Source organism: Paraburkholderia sp. RL17-381-BIF-C, assembly GCF_046026435.1.
GTDB lineage: Bacteria > Pseudomonadota > Gammaproteobacteria > Burkholderiales > Burkholderiaceae > Paraburkholderia.
The window spans coordinates 42,626-59,231 of record NZ_JARESX010000018.1 but is presented as its reverse complement, the minus strand read 5'-3'; the positions used below and the strand labels follow the sequence as shown (position 1 = coordinate 59,231).

General features: G+C 64.3%; 14 protein-coding genes. 7 read left to right on the top strand and 7 right to left on the bottom strand.

Annotated features, from left to right (window positions below; all coding sequences use genetic code 11):
- Positions 1-357 precede the first annotated feature (357 nt).
- On the top strand, positions 358-1,149 hold the full coding sequence (locus P0D70_RS13880) for a hypothetical protein (protein ID WP_408184913.1): 792 nt from the start codon (positions 358-360) through the stop codon (positions 1,147-1,149).
- Positions 1,150-1,352: 203 nt separating this feature from the next.
- Positions 1,353-4,811, top strand: a complete 3,459-nt coding sequence (locus P0D70_RS13875; protein ID WP_408184952.1) for a GMC family oxidoreductase N-terminal domain-containing protein — start codon at positions 1,353-1,355, stop codon at positions 4,809-4,811.
- Positions 4,812-4,856: 45 nt separating this feature from the next.
- Here P0D70_RS13875 and P0D70_RS13870 read toward each other — a convergent pair whose 3' ends face one another.
- Together P0D70_RS13870 and P0D70_RS13865 are read right to left on the bottom strand one after the other, a co-directional pair.
- The gene (locus P0D70_RS13870) at positions 4,857-6,269 is read right to left on the bottom strand and encodes an FAD-binding oxidoreductase (protein WP_408184912.1); all 1,413 of its coding nucleotides are present in this window, start codon (positions 6,267-6,269) and stop codon (positions 4,857-4,859) included.
- Entirely contained in the window at positions 6,266-7,255 is a 990-nt protein-coding gene (locus tag P0D70_RS13865) for an isopenicillin N synthase family dioxygenase (RefSeq protein WP_091802123.1), read from the bottom strand. The genes P0D70_RS13870 and P0D70_RS13865 overlap by 4 nt, the downstream gene beginning before the upstream one ends.
- A 287-nt stretch (positions 7,256-7,542) precedes the next feature.
- Between P0D70_RS13865 and P0D70_RS13860 the strand changes: the two genes are divergently transcribed.
- From P0D70_RS13860 to hutC (P0D70_RS13840), 5 genes are all read left to right on the top strand, one after another.
- Positions 7,543-8,370, top strand: coding sequence for a transporter substrate-binding domain-containing protein (locus P0D70_RS13860; RefSeq protein ID WP_091802126.1), 828 nt, complete (start codon positions 7,543-7,545; stop codon positions 8,368-8,370).
- A gap of 116 nt (positions 8,371-8,486) precedes the next feature.
- Complete coding sequence (locus P0D70_RS13855) at positions 8,487-9,137, top strand: amino acid ABC transporter permease (protein WP_091802129.1); 651 nt, start codon at positions 8,487-8,489, stop codon at positions 9,135-9,137.
- A gap of 31 nt (positions 9,138-9,168) precedes the next feature.
- Positions 9,169-9,831 (top strand): amino acid ABC transporter permease, encoded by a 663-nt coding sequence (locus P0D70_RS13850; protein WP_091802132.1) that lies wholly within the window; start codon positions 9,169-9,171, stop codon positions 9,829-9,831.
- A gap of 19 nt (positions 9,832-9,850) precedes the next feature.
- Positions 9,851-10,720 (top strand): amino acid ABC transporter ATP-binding protein, encoded by an 870-nt coding sequence (locus P0D70_RS13845; protein WP_408184911.1) that lies wholly within the window; start codon positions 9,851-9,853, stop codon positions 10,718-10,720.
- Between the two features lie 52 nt (positions 10,721-10,772).
- Positions 10,773-11,576, top strand: a complete 804-nt coding sequence (hutC, locus tag P0D70_RS13840) for a histidine utilization transcriptional repressor HutC (RefSeq protein ID WP_408184910.1) — start codon at positions 10,773-10,775, stop codon at positions 11,574-11,576.
- Between the two features lie 24 nt (positions 11,577-11,600).
- Here the strand turns inward: hutC (P0D70_RS13840) and hutC (P0D70_RS13835) are convergent, their stop codons facing one another.
- The 5 genes from hutC (P0D70_RS13835) to P0D70_RS13815 all read right to left on the bottom strand — a co-directional run bounded on the left by hutC (P0D70_RS13835) (position 11,601) and on the right by P0D70_RS13815 (position 16,461).
- Positions 11,601-12,362, bottom strand: a complete 762-nt coding sequence (hutC, locus tag P0D70_RS13835; protein ID WP_408184909.1) for a histidine utilization transcriptional repressor HutC — start codon at positions 12,360-12,362, stop codon at positions 11,601-11,603.
- 92 nt (positions 12,363-12,454) lie between these two features.
- Positions 12,455-14,104: an HAL/PAL/TAL family ammonia-lyase gene (locus P0D70_RS13830; protein WP_408184908.1), complete on the bottom strand. Its 1,650-nt coding sequence runs from the start codon at positions 14,102-14,104 to the stop codon at positions 12,455-12,457.
- A 37-nt stretch (positions 14,105-14,141) separates the two neighbouring features.
- The gene (locus P0D70_RS13825) at positions 14,142-14,933 is read right to left on the bottom strand and encodes an ABC transporter ATP-binding protein (RefSeq protein ID WP_091802147.1); all 792 of its coding nucleotides are present in this window, start codon (positions 14,931-14,933) and stop codon (positions 14,142-14,144) included.
- Positions 14,934-14,968: 35 nt separating this feature from the next.
- Positions 14,969-15,724, bottom strand: a complete 756-nt coding sequence (locus P0D70_RS13820; RefSeq protein ID WP_091802150.1) for an ABC transporter permease — start codon at positions 15,722-15,724, stop codon at positions 14,969-14,971.
- Positions 15,725-15,738: 14 nt separating this feature from the next.
- Positions 15,739-16,461, bottom strand: a complete 723-nt coding sequence (locus P0D70_RS13815; RefSeq protein WP_091802154.1) for an ABC transporter permease — start codon at positions 16,459-16,461, stop codon at positions 15,739-15,741.
- Positions 16,462-16,606 lie beyond the last annotated feature (145 nt).

Sequence of the window (16,606 nt, the reverse complement as noted above, 5' to 3'; positions counted from 1 at the left end):
GGCACGGCACGTTCGGTGAGGTCGCCTGAAAGCGCGGCGACGCGGGTGGCGCGGACCTGGCTGCGACCGCATCGGGTACGGCGTGGCTTTGCGTGCGCGATGCAACTGCGCTGCCGCAGTGCGATGCGATCTCCCCGTGCAAGCTGTTTCTCTTCAGACGAATAAGTTGCGCTTTGCCGGATGGTTTACCCGGCAGTTTACCCATCAGCTACCACTTAATCCATATAGGCGAAGCCGCCGTTGGAAACCATACTTAAATCACATTCTCCAGCGCGGCTTCAAAGCTTCACCATCCACACCCCGCCTGCAGTTCAGGCTCACCGCGCTCCTTGGCCTTACCCCTTCTGGAGGTTTTTCATGGGCGCAGTTCCGAGCCACGAGTTCGTCCGCAATCTCGACGATGCCATCCTGCCGGATTTGTGGCGCCGGCGTACCCGGTTGTCCGGCGACGAAATGGTGTCGATGGTCGAACTGGTCAAGCGGGCGTTGCGAACCTATCACCCGCTCGAGTTGCAGGCGCTCGGCGAGGACAAGGAAGAACTGGTCGCCCAGTTCATCTACGCGAAAGTCCTGCGGCTCGCACCCGGCCATACGGAAACCCGCGCCTGCGCCGACAGCGCGCCGTCCAACGGCTACGCCCTGTGCGCGTATTTCCGCCGCTACCTGATCGACTGCCTGCGCAGCGCCGGCCACCAGCGCAACGTATCGATGGAAAACGAAGGCATGGCGCAGGAAATCGATCTTCATGCGCAAGCGCTGGAAGACCCGGTGGAAAGCGTGCTGCTGCAATACGGCCTCGACGAGCAGCGCGTGCGGCTCTCGGCGCGTGCCTTTATCGAGAGCCTCGACGAGCCGGAGCGAATCGTGCTGGCCGGCAGCCTCGGCTGGTGCTCGGAAGGAAAAGGCGGGTTGTCGGCAGTCGCTGCGCAGCATCGGGTGCCCTCGTATCACTATCGCGCCGTCAAACTCGGCGTCACCATGAAGAAGACGGCGGGCGCCGAGGATTTTTCCAACACCAAGATCGGCCACTGGCTCACGGACGAACTCGGCATTGACATCGACATCGATAATCGCCCGGCCATTCTGCTTGCGCTGAACCTGCTCGCCGCCGAATCGAGCGACAGCGAAATGAATGAAGCAGCCGCCTAACAGCGAACGCTCAGGCGAGTCCCGGCCACTCGCACCGGCTCGCGACGCCGCGGACGTGGCGCACCGGAGCCCCGCGCCCCACACGATGCGCCTTTTTTTGTGAGCGCGCACCGCCTAGGATAAAAAAGCCGTCGCCGCACGCCGTCTTGCTTCCGAAGTCCTGGTTGTCTTTCCCCGCACTCATTCCAGACGAGGTGGTCGTGATGAACCGCTTATCGAGCGCCGTGACCGCTATTCAATCGCACTACGACGTGGTCGTGGTGGGTTCCGGCTACGGCGGCGCGATCGCCGCATGCCGCATGGCGCGCGCCGGACGCCGCGTGTGCGTGCTCGAACGCGGGCGCGAATTCATGGCGGGCGAATTCCCTCGCACGCCGTTTCAGGGCGCCGCGCAGGTGCAATACAACACGGCGTTAGCCCATATCGGCTCCCCGCTGGCACTGCTCGAAGTGCACGTGAACGAAGACGTGAACGCGGTAGTCGGCTGCGGTCTGGGCGGCACCTCGCTGATCAACGCGAACGTCGCGCTCGAAGCCGACCCGCGCCTGTGGGACGACGAACGCTGGCCGGCCGCGCTGCGCGCCGACAAGGCGGCCCGCGACAAGGGCTATGCGCTCGCCCGCGCGATGCTGCAACCGTCGCCCGTGCCGAAGGATTACCCGACGCTGCCGAAACTGCAGGCGCTCGAAACGTCGGCGCAGGCGCTCGGCATGGAAGACCGCTTTACGCGCCCGGATATCACCGTCACCTTCGAGGACCGCGTGAATGCCGCGGGCGTCGAGCAGAAGGCGTGCGTCGGCTGCGGCGATTGCAATTCGGGTTGCAACTACGACGCGAAGAATTCCACCCACATGAACTATCTGCCCGACGCCGTGGCGCACGGCGCGCAGATTTTCACCGGAGCCGCCGTCCATTCCGTTCGGCGCGACGCGGCCACGCAGAAATGGGTGGTCGGCTATCAACTGGTGAGCCTCGGCCGCGAAAGCTATGGCGCGCCGGACCTGTTCGTGAGCGCCGATATCGTCATCGTGTCGGCCGGCACGATCGGTTCGACCGCGTTGCTGCTGCGCTCGCGCAATCAGGGGTTGAGCGTCTCCGGCATGCTCGGCAAACACTTCACCGGCAATGGCGACGTGCTCGCCTTTGCGTACAACACCGACCCCGTGATCAACGGCGTGGGCTGGGGCGCGCACGAGAAGGGCGAAATCCCGCCGGTCGGGCCGACCATTACCGGCCTCATCGATCATCGCAATACGGGCAACGTCAAGGACGGCTACGTGATCGAGGAAGGCTCGCTGGCCGGACCGGTGGGCGCGGCGCTCGTCGGCCTGCTCGGCGCCGCCGCGCCGCTGGAGGGTGTGGATGTCGCGCCGCGCTCGCTCGCGGACCAACTCGCCTACGACGCCCGCGTGTCCGAAAGCTTTCTGCGCGGCCCCTATCACGGCGCGCTCAATCACACGCAAAGCTACCTCGTCATGGCGCATGACGACGAAAACGGCCAGATCGACGTGGACGACAAAGGCCAGCCGCGCATCGTGTGGGAGAACGCCGGCAAGCAGCCGATCTTCCAGGTGGTCGAGGCAGCGCTCAAGCAGGCGACCGTGCCGCTCGGCGGCAAATACCTGCGCAATCCGATTTCCACTGAAATTGTCGGCAACCGCACCGTTACCGTGCATCCGCTCGGCGGCTGCGGCATGGGCGAGGATGCGGAGCGCGGCGTGGTCGACCATATGGGCCGCGTGTTCAGCGGAGCGACGGGCAACGCGGTGCACGACGGTCTCTACGTAATGGACGGCGCCGTCATGCCGATGTCGCTCGGCGTCAATCCGCTCCTCACCATTTCCGCGCTGGCCGAACGCAATTGCGAACTGCTGCTGGCTACGCATCCGGTGACGGCCGCCTCGTCTGCCGGTGCAGCGGCGACGCCGAGCTTACCGCCTGCACCGACACCCGAACTCGCGTCCTCGTCGTTGACGCCCTCCTCGCCGCAGAAGATCGGCCTGCAATTCACCGAAACGATGATCGGCACCTACACGCCGGTCGTGGCGGGCGAAGCCGCCACGAGTCCGATCGAGTTCACGCTGACCGTCGAATCGGAAGATCTCGCCGATATGCTCAGCAATCCGCAGCATCTGGCGCGAACCGCGGGTACGCTGACCTGCCCTGCGCTGTCCGCGCAGCCGATGACGATCTCCAACGGCACCTTCAATCTGTTCGTGGTCGACGCGTCCGACGTGGACGAGCGCAACATGAACTACCGCATGACGCTCAATTCCACCGACGGCAAGACGTACTTTCTGAGCGGACAAAAGATCATCACCCGCACCTCGCCGATCAATTTGTGGGAGCAGACCAACACGCTATACGCGGAGATTCGCGAATCGGCGCAAGCGGACGCGCCGCTGATCGGCAAGGCAACACTGATCATCACGCCCGAAAATTTCCTCAAGCAGCAACGCACGCTGGAAGTCACCCATGCACCCGATCTGAAGACGCGCCTCGAATGGACCCTGAAATTCGGCAAGTTTTTCGCGGGTGTGCTGTTCACCGAATATGGCGGCGTGGCCGCGCCCTTGCAGTACTTCAACCCGAATGCAGAACCGCGCCTGAAGCGTGCGTTGCGCGCGCCGGTGCCGCAGGTCTTCTTCTTCGACACGCCCGATGGAACGAAGCTCAGACTCACGCGTTACCTCGACCCCGCGAACAAAGCGGCGCGCCCCGTGCTGCTGATTCACGGTTCGGGCGTATCGAGCCGAATCTTTTCCACCGACCTGATCGCGACCAACATGGTCGAGTATCTTTGCGCATCAGGCTACGACGTCTGGCTCGTCGATCTGCGCGTCAGCATCGAAATGCCGAGTGTGCTCGTGCCGACCAACGTCGACAAGGTGGCGCGCGAGGACATTCCGGCCGCGGTCGCCAGAATCCGCGAGTTAACCGGCGCCCCGGAGATTCAGGCACTGGGACACTGCCTGGGCGGATTGGCGTTGAGCATGTCGCTGCTGTATGGACTCGAAGGAGTGCGTTCGGCGGTCATCTCGCAGGTGTCGACTCACCCGGTGCCGGGCACGCTACAGAAGATCAAGGCCGGCCTGCATATCCCCGACATCATGAAACACCTCGGCGTGCTCGACCTGACCGCCTATACGGAACACAAGTCGTGGCCCCACAATCTGCTCGATGAGGCGCTCAGGTTCTACCCGCTCGATCACGACGAGGGTTGCGGCAATCCGATCTGCCACCGCGCGACCTTCCTGTACGGCCTGCTCTACGAACATGCACAACTGAACGAGACGCTGCATGCGAATCTGCAGGAATTGCTTGGTGTGCATGACGTCGAGGTATTCAAGCACCTCGCCACCATGGTGCGGGCCGGCAAAGTGGTCGATGCCGCCGGCAAGGATGTCTATCTGCCAGGCGCGGACGGCATGAAAGGACTGAAAGGCATGCGCCGGCCGATCGGCTTCATTCACGGCGATAGAAACGAAACCTATCTGCCGAAAAGCACGCTGCTCACGTACGAGATGCTGACCGGGCACTTCCCCGAGCAGCCTTACGAGCGGCACATCATTCCGGGCTATGGCCACATCGACTGTATCTTCGGCAAGAACGCCGCCGTGGATGTCTATCCGGTGATCGCGAAGTACCTGGACGCGCATTGACTCAGGGCGAGCACGCCTACACTCACGCGTAACGGCATAGCCCGTTCAGAACAGCTTGCCGGGATTCAGAATACCGTGCGGGTCAAGCGCATGCTTGATCGCGGCCATCGCGGCCAACTCTTCCGGCGAGCGCGAGATCGGCAGGAACTCGCGCTTGAGCAGACCAATGCCGTGTTCGGCCGACACCGAACCATGCAGCGGCCCGAGCATGTCGTAGACAAACGCGTACACCGCGTGATGATCGACGCCGGGGATCGAATGGCCGTCCACCGTGACATGCAGATTCGAATCGCCGATATGCCCGAAGAAATACGACGCATTGCCCGGCCAGCGCTGATCGAGCGCCGCGCGGCATCGGTCGACGAAAACGCCGATCTCGCCGATCGGTAAGCTCACGTCGAAGTTGATCGCGTCGAGCCGCACCGGAAACTCCGCGGTGCATTCGCGAATCGCCCATAGCGCGCGCACGTCGGCCACCGACTGCGCGATCACAGCGTCGCGGATCGCGCCCGCTTCGAGCGCTTCTGTCAGCGCGGCGGAAAACCGTTCACCGCCATCGCCCGCATCGAAGCTCGCGTGTTCGATCAATGCATAGAGCGGGTGCGCTTCGGCGAACGGCGAACGCGTGCCGGTCAGCTTCACGCCGAAGTCGTAGAAGTCCGGCCACATGATTTCAAACGCGCCGATGTCGTTGCCAAATCGCGTGGACAAGCGGCGCAGCAGATTCACGGCGGCATCGTAGCCATCGAGCGCGACCAGCGCGGTGTGGCGCGCGGCGCGTGGCGGATGAAGCCGCAGCACCGCACGCGTGATCACGCCGAGCGTACCCTCCGAGCCGATGAACCAGTGCTTGAGGTCATAGCCGGTGTTGTTCTTCACCATCTTGCCAAGCGACGTCAGCACGTCGCCATTGGCCAGCACGACTTCGAGGCCGAGCACCTGGTCGCGCGCGGTGCCCGACTGGATCACCCGGTTGCCGCCCGCGTTGGTCGCGAGATTGCCGCCGATCTGGCAGGACCCGCGCGCGCCGAGATCGAGCGCGAGTTCGAAGCCGGCTTGCGCGGCGGCTTCCTGCGCGGCTTGCAAGGTCGTGCCGGCGCGCACGGTCAGCGTGGCCGACGCGGCATCCACTTCCTCGACGCCGGCCATCCGTTCGAGCGACAACGCAATATCCGTGGCACGCGCAATCGCGCCGCCCGCAAGGCCGGTCATGCCACCTTGCGGCACCACCGGCTGATGAGCCGCGTGACAGATCGACAGCGCACGCGCAACCTGCTCGGTGGTGCGCGGCAGGAGCAACGCCGCGGGGCGCGTTGGATCGTGGCGTGTCCAGTCGGTCATCGCGCGTTCGCCGATCTGCTCGCCCACGCGCACGCTGTCTTCACCGAGCGCGGCGCGCAGCGCGGCGAGTGTCGCGGAAAGCGGCGCTGTGTGACCCGCCGTGCTGTTGTCTGTCATGCAGTGGTTCCTTGCGCGCCTTCAGCGGCGCGTTTCTTCCGATAGCCCATCGAGTCGTTGATACGCCCGAGAATGTAGTCGCCCGCGGCGACCGGCTGATACTTGAGGTCGGCTTCGTTCGTACCGAGATCGCGCGGATCGACCATCGCGCCGTAAGTCGGATCATAAAACGTCGCGATCGAATAGCGCTCGCGACCCGACGCATTGATCACGCGGTGCAGCGTGGAACGGAAGCGGTCGTTGGTCCAGCGCGCGAGCAGATCGCCCACGTTGACCACGAAGCTGCCTTCGACCGGCGGCGCGTCCACCCACGTATTGTTGGCGATTTCGCGCACCTGCAGGCCGCCCACCTGATCCTGCCACAACAAGGTGATGCAGCCGTAGTCGGTATGCGGCGCGACGCCGAACTGATCGTCGTCCGATTGGGGCGGCTGCGGCGGATAGTAGACCATCTGCGTGCGCTGCATCCGCTTGGTATATCGCGGCGCGAAAAAATGTTCGTCGACGCCGAGGCTCACCGCCACCGCGCGCAGCAGATCCGCGCCGCACGCCGCGACCGCTTCGTAGTAGCCATATAGCGCGGGACGCAGCTCCGGCATGAAGTCCGGCCAGTTATTCGGCCCACGCAGTGCCTGACCTGCCAGCACGTCCGGGTCGTCTTCCGGCAATTCGAGGCCGATGCTGAAGAACTCCTTGTAGTCGGGACGTTTGGCCTCGTACATGGTCGCGTCACCGAGCGCATTGAAGCCGCGATGCCGTTGGTTGACCGCCGCGCGCCGCTTGGTCTCCACCGGAAACGCGAAAAAGCGGCGCGCCGCCTGCGCGGCGGCATCGATCGAGTCTTGCGGCACGCCATGATTGACGATGTAGAAGAAGCCGATCGTCGTGCACGCTTCACGGATTTCCTGCGCGACGCGCTGCAAAGCCTGCGGGTCGCCCGCGCGAACGCCGGCGAGATCGATGATCGGAATGCGGGTCACGGGCATCGCGCTGCTCCTGATGGGCGGGTCGAATCGACTGATGAAAGAACCACATGAAGGCGCATGAATCGTCTATGGGAAGACCTCGTTCCGCCTCACGCATTGCAGTTGTATATACCGCCAAAAGCACACCCGCAAGCTGCTTCGCACCGCTTCATATAAGGGCTTTTCTCTACTCGCGTGTTTATTTTTTTCGCGCGAAAACTGCGGTATATACTGCCTCGCATGACTCGCGCCGAACCCGTTTCGTGCACCACCTTCGCGCGACACCGCTTTGCCAACCGGAGAATCCCATGAGCATCCTTGCAGGCTGGAAGTGTCGTTTGGTCATGCTGGCGTTGTGCGCGGCAAGCGTCACCGCCCACGCGGAAGACCAACTCGCCAAAGTGAAGAAAGCCGGCGAACTGGTGGTCGGCACCGAGATGCAGTTCGCGCCCTTCGACTTCCTCGAAAACGGTCAGCAAGCGGGCTTCAACAAGGATCTGTTCGCCGAGGTCGGCAAGGAAATGGGCGTGAAGGTGCGCTTTATCGACTTGCCCTGGCCGAGCGTGCTGCCGGGTCTTGAAGCGGGCAAGTTCGACATGGTGGGCGGCCCGCTGACCGTCACCAAGGCGCGCATGGAGCGCTACACCTACACGCTGCCGATCGCGGACGCAACGGATGCGCTGCTCAAACGCGCGAACGATTCGTCGCTCAAGCAATCGTCGGATATCGCGGGCAAGACGGTGGGCGCCGGCAAGGGCTCGGCGCAGCTCGACCAGTTGAAGGCCTACGTCGCCACGCTGCCCAAACCGCCTGAAATCCGCGAATACGTCGACAACAATCAGGCTTACGCCGATCTCGCCGCGGGCCGGATCGTGGCGGTCGCGAACTCCATGACCAACATTGCGTATGTGGCGAAGCAACGCCCGGAAACGTTCGCCGTGGTGCAGCCCCCGTTCGGCGCCAAGGTGTATTTCGCGTACTGCCTGCGTAAAGACGCGGACAGCAAGCCGCTCGCCGATGCGTTCAACGCCGCGCTCGTGAAAATGCACAACGACGGACGCCTCGCCACCTTGCAGAAGAAATGGTTCGGTGTCGCCATGGATGCGCCGACAACCATGCCCGCGCCGAACTATTGATCGCCTCACGCTTTGCCTGGCTCACGTGCTGATTTCGATGCACGTGTCGTGATGCAAGCGATGCGGACCGCGCCCCGGGCCGCATCGTGTTTCCCGTTCTAGCGAGTGCGACGCTTATGTTCAGCACGACCGTCTTCCTCCAGGGCTTGCCGCTGCTGCTGCATGCGGCGCTCGCCACCATCGGCATTTCGCTGACGGGTCTGCTGATCGGCTTCTTCGTGGCGATCGGCGTGTGCGCGGCGCGCCTCTCGCCGAATCGCGCGGCGCGCATGTTCGGCGGCGCCTATGTGTTCTTCTTTCGCGGCGTGCCGATGCTGGTGCAACTGCTGCTGGTGTACTACCTGCTGCCGTTCGCGGGCATCAACGTGTCGCCCGTCGTCGCGGCGATCAGCGCTGTGTCGCTGTGCTCCGCGTCCTATATCGCCGAGATTCTGCGCGGCGGTTTTCTCAGCATTCCGCCGGGCCATCTCGAAGCCGCCCGCATGCTCGGCCTCTCGCCATTCGACATGCTGCGACGCATTCTCGTGCCGCAAGCGTTCCGCTTGACGCTGCCGTCGCTCGTCAATGAAATGGTGCTGCTCATCAAGGCTTCCTCGCTGATCTCGGTGGTGGGCGTGGCCGAACTGACGCGCACCGCGCAGAACATCGCCGCCAGCACGTATCGGCCGCTGGAAGCCTATCTTGCCGCAGGGCTGATCTACTTCGTGATCTGCGGTGCGCTCGCGCTCGTCGCACACGCCGCCGAATACCGCTTGCAGCACGCCTGAGCGGCCCAGCGTTCGACCTCGAATCCACGCCATGCAAAAGCTCGATCCCACCGTCATCACACACAACCTCCAGCCGATCGCCGCGGGCCTCGCCACGACGCTCGGCACCTGGGCTGCGGGCGTCGCGATCGGCATCGTGATCGGCTTTCTGATCGCCGTGCTGCAACTCTTCTGCGGGCGCTGGGTGCGCGGCGTATTGCGCGTCTATATCGAACTGTTTCGCGGCACGCCGTTTCTCGTGCAGCTCTTTTTGCTGTATTACGGCGGCCCGTCCTTCGGCCTCACGTTGGAACCGATGACCGCGGGTGTGCTCGGTTTGGGCCTATACGGCAGCGCCTATTTCGCCGAAGCCTTCCGCTCCGGTTTCCAGTCGGTGCCGCCAGGTCATCTCGAAGCGGCGTCGTGCCTGGGCCTCACACGCTGGCAGGCGGTCATGCGCGTTCAGGTGCCGCAAATGCTCGTGCTGATCGTGCCTGCATTGACTAATCTGATCATCGTATTGAGCAAGGAAACGGCCGTGCTGTCCATCGTCACCGTGCCTGAACTCACGTTCGTGCTGACCGGTATCGGCTCGGCCACCTTTGCCTTCGTCGAAACGCTGCTCGTGCTGTGCGTGTGCTATCTCGCGCTGGTCGAACTGACTTCGCGCGCGGGCATGTGGGCTGAAACCCGCATCGCACGCTTCATGGCATGAACGGAAACGGAACCCTCCTATGAACGCCATCGCCGACATGCCCTCCTCCGCGCCTACTGCCAACATCGAAGCATCGCCCGGTGCGCCGTTGATCGAAGTGCGCGACCTGCGCAAACGCTTCGGTGAAGTCGAAGTGCTGCGCGGTGTCGATCTCGAGATCGCGCGCTCGGAAGTGGTGTGCATCATCGGCCCGTCCGGCTCGGGCAAGAGCACGCTGTTGCGCTGCCTCGCCGCACTCGAAACCTACGATCAGGGCGACGTACGCATCGAAGGCGAACTGCTCGGTTACAGCGAGCGCAACGGCAAACGCGTGCGTGCGTCGCAAAGCGAGATCAATCGCGTGCGGCGCAACGTCGGCATGGTGTTTCAGCAGTTCAATCTGTGGCCGCACATGACGGCGCTCGGCAATGTGATGGAATCCCTGCTGCGCGTTCGCCATCTGTCACGCGACGAAGCGCGCCGCCGCGCCAACGCCATGCTCGAAACAGTCGGCCTCGCGCACAAGGGCGATGCGTATCCGGCCAAACTCTCGGGCGGCCAGCAGCAGCGCGTGGCGATTGCGCGAGCGCTCGCCATGGAGCCGCACATCATGCTATTCGACGAGCCGACCTCGGCGCTCGATCCGGAACTGGTCGGCGAAGTGCTGCAAGTGATGAAACAGCTCGCGCGCGACGGCATGACGATGGCCGTGGTCACGCACGAAATGGGTTTCGCCGCGCAAGTCGCGGACAAAGTCATGTTCATCGATCAAGGCCGCATCGCCGTGCAAGGCAAACCGCGCGATGTCTTTCACGATGCCGGACAGCCGCGCTTGCGGCAGTTCCTGCAAAACTACTTCGACCGCAACGCTTTCTGGGCGCGCGGCGCCGACGAGGCGCAGCCGCTATGAGCGCCCACCGCTTTCCGCCTGCCTCACGCGGACACTGACGCCAAGGCCGCCGATGTCCTCCACCGTTCGCAGCCGCGCTCACGACAAGCCGCTTTCCTCCGCGGCGCTGAAAGCCGCGCGCGCCGCGGCCGAGGCACCCGCCGCGCGCTACGAACAGGTCAAGAGCCATATCCGCCAGATCATCGAATCGGGCGAACGCCAGGCGGGCGACCGTTTGCCGTCCGAACTCGATCTGGTCGCGACACTCGGCGTGTCGCGCATGACGGTCAATCGCGCGCTGCGCGAGCTCGCCGAAGAGGGACTGGTGACGCGCGTTTCCGGTGTCGGCACCTTCGTCGCGCAAAGCAAGCCGCAATCCACGCTGCTGATGATCGCCCATATCGGCGACGAGATCCGCTCACGCGGCCACGAATATCGCTACGACACGGTGCTGCTGCAACGCGAAACGGCTTCAGTGATGGTGTCGAACGCGCTGGGGCTGGTGCCGGGTGCGTCGGTGTTTCATGTGATCTGCGTGCATCGGGAGAACGGCTCGCCGGTGCAACTGGAGGATCGCTATGTGAACCCGGCTATCGCGCCGGATTTTCTACAGCAGGATTTTTCGGCGATCAGGCCGTCGGAATATCTGTTCGAGATCGTGCCCGCGCACGACGTCGAACACGTAGTCGACGCGGGGCTGCCCACGCGCGCCGAAGCCGACCTGCTCGAAATCCGCGCCGAGGAACCGTGTCTCACGCTAATGCGCCGCACGTGGACGAGCGGTGTGGCGGTCACGTTCGCGCGTTTCGTGCACCCCGGCTCGCGCTACCGGCTGGGCTGCCGTTTCTCGCCGGATCTGTCGCAACGCCAGGGTTGAAACCGCGCTCTAAGTGAAGCCGCGCTAGACGTTGCCCGCCAGATGAAAACGCGACGCCGGGTGCCACAACCGCACCGACGTCGCCACATCGTCACCTACCCATGTGCGACGCCAGAGTTGCAGGCACGGCTCGCCGATATCCATCATCAGATGCCGCCGCACATGGGCGTCGGGCTTCTGCGCGTAAATGCGGAACTCCGCGCGCTGGATCGGCGCGAGCCGCACCATGTAGTGATTCGGCGTCTCGATCGTGAAATCCTGTTCCAGGTAATCGGGAAACACCTTCGGGTTGACGTAGCGGTCCTCGTACTGGATCGGCTCGCCCTCCTCGCTATGCACGATGCACGAGTGAAACGCCGGCCCGCTGGCGAGACCGAGCGCTTCGAGCGCGTGCGGGTCGTCGCTCGGTTCGAGCGTCAGCACACGCGCCGAATGGCGGTGGCCGCGTGCGGCGATTTCGTCGGCGATATTGCGGATTTCCAGCACGGTCGATTCGTAGCGCTGCGGCGCGACGAAGGTGCCCGAGCCTTGCACGCGCGTGAGCACGCGTTCGGTGGTCAATTCGCGCAGCGCGCGCGACACCGTCATGCGCGCGACGCCGAATTCCTTGACCAGTTCCGTTTCAGAAGGAATCAGTCCGCCGGGCTTCCAGTCCCCTTCGCTGATGCGGCGGATCACGTAGCGTTTGATCTGCTCGTAAGCGGGCATCGCTTTCGCTGGGGTCTCCCGTTTGCTATCGGGGCAGCCCTGCGTCTCTGCGCTTCGCGCGTTTGTAGTTGTGTTCACTCCGACCTCGTGGGTGGTACGCGGGTTCTACCTGGTTGGTACACCTCGACCGGCGCGCCGGCGGGTAAGCCGGCGCACCGGCGCTGTTTCCATCATGCCATGTGCGCGGCGGCGTGCCCGTCGTTGACAGCGATACTCGCGGCGGCGCGAACGTGGCCCGCGGCCACCAGACTCGTGACCGTTGCCGGCCTCGCCAGCTCGGTGCCGTCGACGGACGTATCCGGCCGAGGGCCAATGTTACCAGGGTTCGGCAACGGCGGCGGCGCCTCGTCGGCGATCATGCGAAAGGCGATGCTCATGTCGTCCGCGAGCGGACGGTCGTCGCGGTACGCCGGCACGACACGGCGCACGCGCTGCCAGAGCGCTTCAGTGTGCGGCGCGCGCGGCGCGTCGATACTTTGCAGGTCGTAGGCCTGCGCCGCCGCCAGCAATTCGATCGCGAGGATGCGCCCGGCGTTGTCGATGATTTCCAGCGCCTTGAGCGCGGCCGGCGTGGCGTGGCACAGGTGGTCTTCCTGCAAGCCCGAGGTGATGCCGCCGTCGAGACTTGCGGGCAGCGCGAGACGCCGGTTCTGCGCGACCAGCGAGGCCGCGGTGTACTGCGCGATCATGAAGCCGGAACAGGTGCCGCCCGGCTCGGCGAGAAACGCCGGCAGGCCGCTCACCAGCGGATTGACGAGGCGGTCGAGGCGTCGCTCGGCCATCGCGGCGACTTGTGCGATCGCGGTGGCGAGACTGTCCATCGCCAGCGCGATCGAAGCGCCCACCGCGTGCGCCTGCGAATACACGCGCGGGTCTTCCGGCGTGCCGGCGACGATCGGGTTGTCGGTAATCGATGCGAGTTCACGATTGACCACGTCGGCGGTCGCGGTGAGCACATCGCGCGCGGCGCCATGCACGTGCGGAATGGTCCGCATGCTCAGCGGGTCCTGCGTGCGGTGGCCGACCACCGCCGCGAGAATGCCGCTGTCGGCCAGTGCGGTGCGCATCCGCTCGCCGACCAGGTTCAAGCCCGGCGAAATACGCAATGCCAGCGAATCTTCATCGAAAGCCGCGAGCTGGCCGCGCAGATTCTCGAAGCTCATCGCGGCGACCATGTCGGTCCAGTCGAGCAGGCGTTCGGCCCGCGCGAGCGCCAATGCCGCAAGGCCCGTGACGCACGGCGTGCCGTTGATCAGGCTCAAGCCTTCCTTCGCTTCGAGCACCAGCGGTTCGAGCCCGAGCCGCTGCAGCGCGTCGCGTCCTTTGAGCCGCTCGCCGCGAAAACGCGCGTAACCCTCGCCGATGCAAACAAGTGCGATATGCGCCATGTGGCTCAGATAACCGACCGAGCCGAACGCGGGCACTTCCGGCAAGCAATCCGCGTCGAGCAGCGCCACCAGCTGGTCCGCGACTTCGAGCCGAATCCCCGAATGGCCGTGCGCGAAGTTGTTGACGGCCGCGGCCATGATGGCGCGCGTTTCAGCGACACCGAGCGGCGCGCCGACGCCGACCGCGTGGCTCATCAGAATGTTGCGCGACAACGTGCGTTGTTCGGACGGCGAGACGATCACGTCGCACAACGCGCCTACGCCGGTATTCACGCCATACGCGCGAATCCCGCGCTCGACGATCTGTTCGACGAGCACGCGCGCCGCCGCGATGCGGGCGCGGGCGTCGGCGGAAAGCTCGAGCGGCTCGCCGGCGGCAACCGCTGCCACCTGAGCCCAGTCGAGAGGACGATTGGAACGGATTACGGCCATGTCAGCGCTCTACTTGGAAATTACCTGGTGATACTGATCAGTTCGTGGTGCGGTCCTGATGGCTCGAAACGAATTGCCTGAAGCGATCCGACTTGCATTCGACGAACACTTCGTCGGGCGTGCCGTCGGCTTCAACTTGCCCCTGATGCAGGAACATCACGCGATTGGACACATGGCGCGCGAAACCCATCTCGTGCGTGACGACCAGCATGGTGCGGCCCTCTTCGGCCAGCGAGCGCATCACGCGCAGCACCTCGCCCACCAGTTCGGGATCGAGCGCCGAGGTCGGCTCGTCGAACAGCATGACTTTCGGATGCATCGCCAACGCGCGCGCAATCGCCACGCGCTGCTGCTGCCCGCCTGAAAGATGCGCGGGATAGTGGCCGCGCTTTTCCGCGAGGCCGACTTTCGCCAGCAGGGCCTCCGCCTCTTCCACCGACTCGGCACGGCTGCGCTTTTGCACGCGCATCGGCCCTTCGATCAGATTTTCCAGCACCGTCATATGCGACCAGAGATTGAAATTCTGGAACACCATGCCCAGTTGCGAGCGCACCCGGTCCACCTGGCGGCGGTCGCTCGGCTGCAGCTTGCCGTCGCTGCGGCGCTTCATTTTCAACTCTTCGCCGGCCAGGGCGACCGAGCCGTCATCGGGTGTTTCGAGCAGATTCAGGCAGCGCAGAAAGGTGCTTTTGCCCGAGCCGCTCGCGCCGAGAATCGAGATCACATCGCCCTGGTGGGCGTCGAGTGAAATGCCCTTGAGCACGTGGTGATCGCCGAACGATTTATGAATGTTCTTGACCGACAGTGCAACGGGTGCCGTAGCGTTCATGGGATTCTCCAGATTCATCCAGGATGGGCGGCCGTTCAAGGCGCGGCGCGACGCGCTTCGGTGGTGCTGGAAACTTTGCGGCTCACGGCGGCCTGCGGGCGCGCAGCTCGCAGGTGGCGCGACAGACGCGTTTCGAGCAGGCCGAGCAGCCGCACGATGACAAAATTCAGGAACAGGTAGATCAGCGCGGCGCAGATGAAGACTTCAGTCGTGCGATAGGTTTGCTGAATGATCTGCTGCGCGACGCCGGTCACTTCCCACACGGTGACGAGACTCGCGAGCGCGGTCGACTTGACGAGCAGCACAGCTTCGGTCGAATACGCCGGCAGACACTGGCGCAAGGCGATCGGGCCAATCACGCGGCGCAGCAGCGCGAAGCCCGACAGGCCGATCGAATAACCGGCCTCGATCTGACCGACCGGCACGGCCATCAAGCCGCCGCGAATGATCTCGGCGGTATAGCCGGCCGTGCATAACGCGAGCGACAACACCGCGCACATGTAGGGCTCGCGCAGCACCGGCCACAGGAAGCTCTCGCGTATCACGCCGAACTGGCCCATGCCGTAGTACACGAGGAACATCTGGATCAGGAGCGGCGAGCCGCGGAACACGAGGATATAAGCGCGCGCGAAGCGATTCGGCAGCCAGTGCGGCGACACGCGCATTGTGACGATCACGAGCGAGAGCAGGCCGCCGAGAATCAGCGAACAGAAGAACAGGCCAAGCGTGGTCGGCACGGCCGCGAGCAGTTGCTTGAGCGTGTCGAACAGAAAGTCGAAGTCGAAATGCATGATGGCCGCCCTCGTCAGTTACGCGCGAAGTTGCGCTTGAAGGACCGGCCCACGCGCGCTTCGGCGCGGTTGAAGACGCGGTTCGAGATGCTGGTCATGAGCAGGTAGAGCGCGCCGCCCACCACGAAGAACGTGAAGTATTGGTGCGTGGACCCCGCCGCCACCTGGCTCGTGCGCAGCAATTCGGCGAGCCCCGTCACCGAGATCAGCGCCGAGTCCTTCAGGCTGAGTTGCCACACGTTGCCGATGCCGGGCAGCGCGAAACGCAACACTTGCGGAATCAGGATGCGGCGCGCCATGGTCAGCGTCGGCATGCCGATCGAGCGCGCGGCTTCGAGTTCGCCACGCGACACCGCCAGCACCGCCGAGCGGTACACCTCGGCCTGATAGGCGCCTGAAATCATGCCCACGGCAAGCGCGCCGATCACGAACGGCGGCACGCCGACAAAACCGTCCGCGCCGAACCACTGGCCGATGGTCGTGACAAGCGTCGAGCCGCCGAAATAGAACAGATAGATGACGAGCAGTTCAGGCACGCCGCGAAACACGGTGGTGTAGATATCGCCGATTACGCGCAACGTGCGCAAACGCGACAGCTTGGCCGCCGCCACCAGCGCGCCGAACACGGCGCCGACCGCGAGCGCCGCGAGCGTGAGCGCGACCGTCATCAATGCCGCGAGCAGTAGTACGCCGCCCCAGCCTTCCGGCCCGAAGCCGAGCATCTGTATCAGAGCCATTCCCTACCTCTCATCTTCATCCATTGCGGCGGATCCGAACCAGCCGGCTCGCGCAGTGAGGCCGTCGCGCGCGCCGCATCTTCCGAACGCGCTCAGGAAAACGCCGGGCCGCCCACAGCTGTTGCCTCGCGCGAAGCAACAGGCT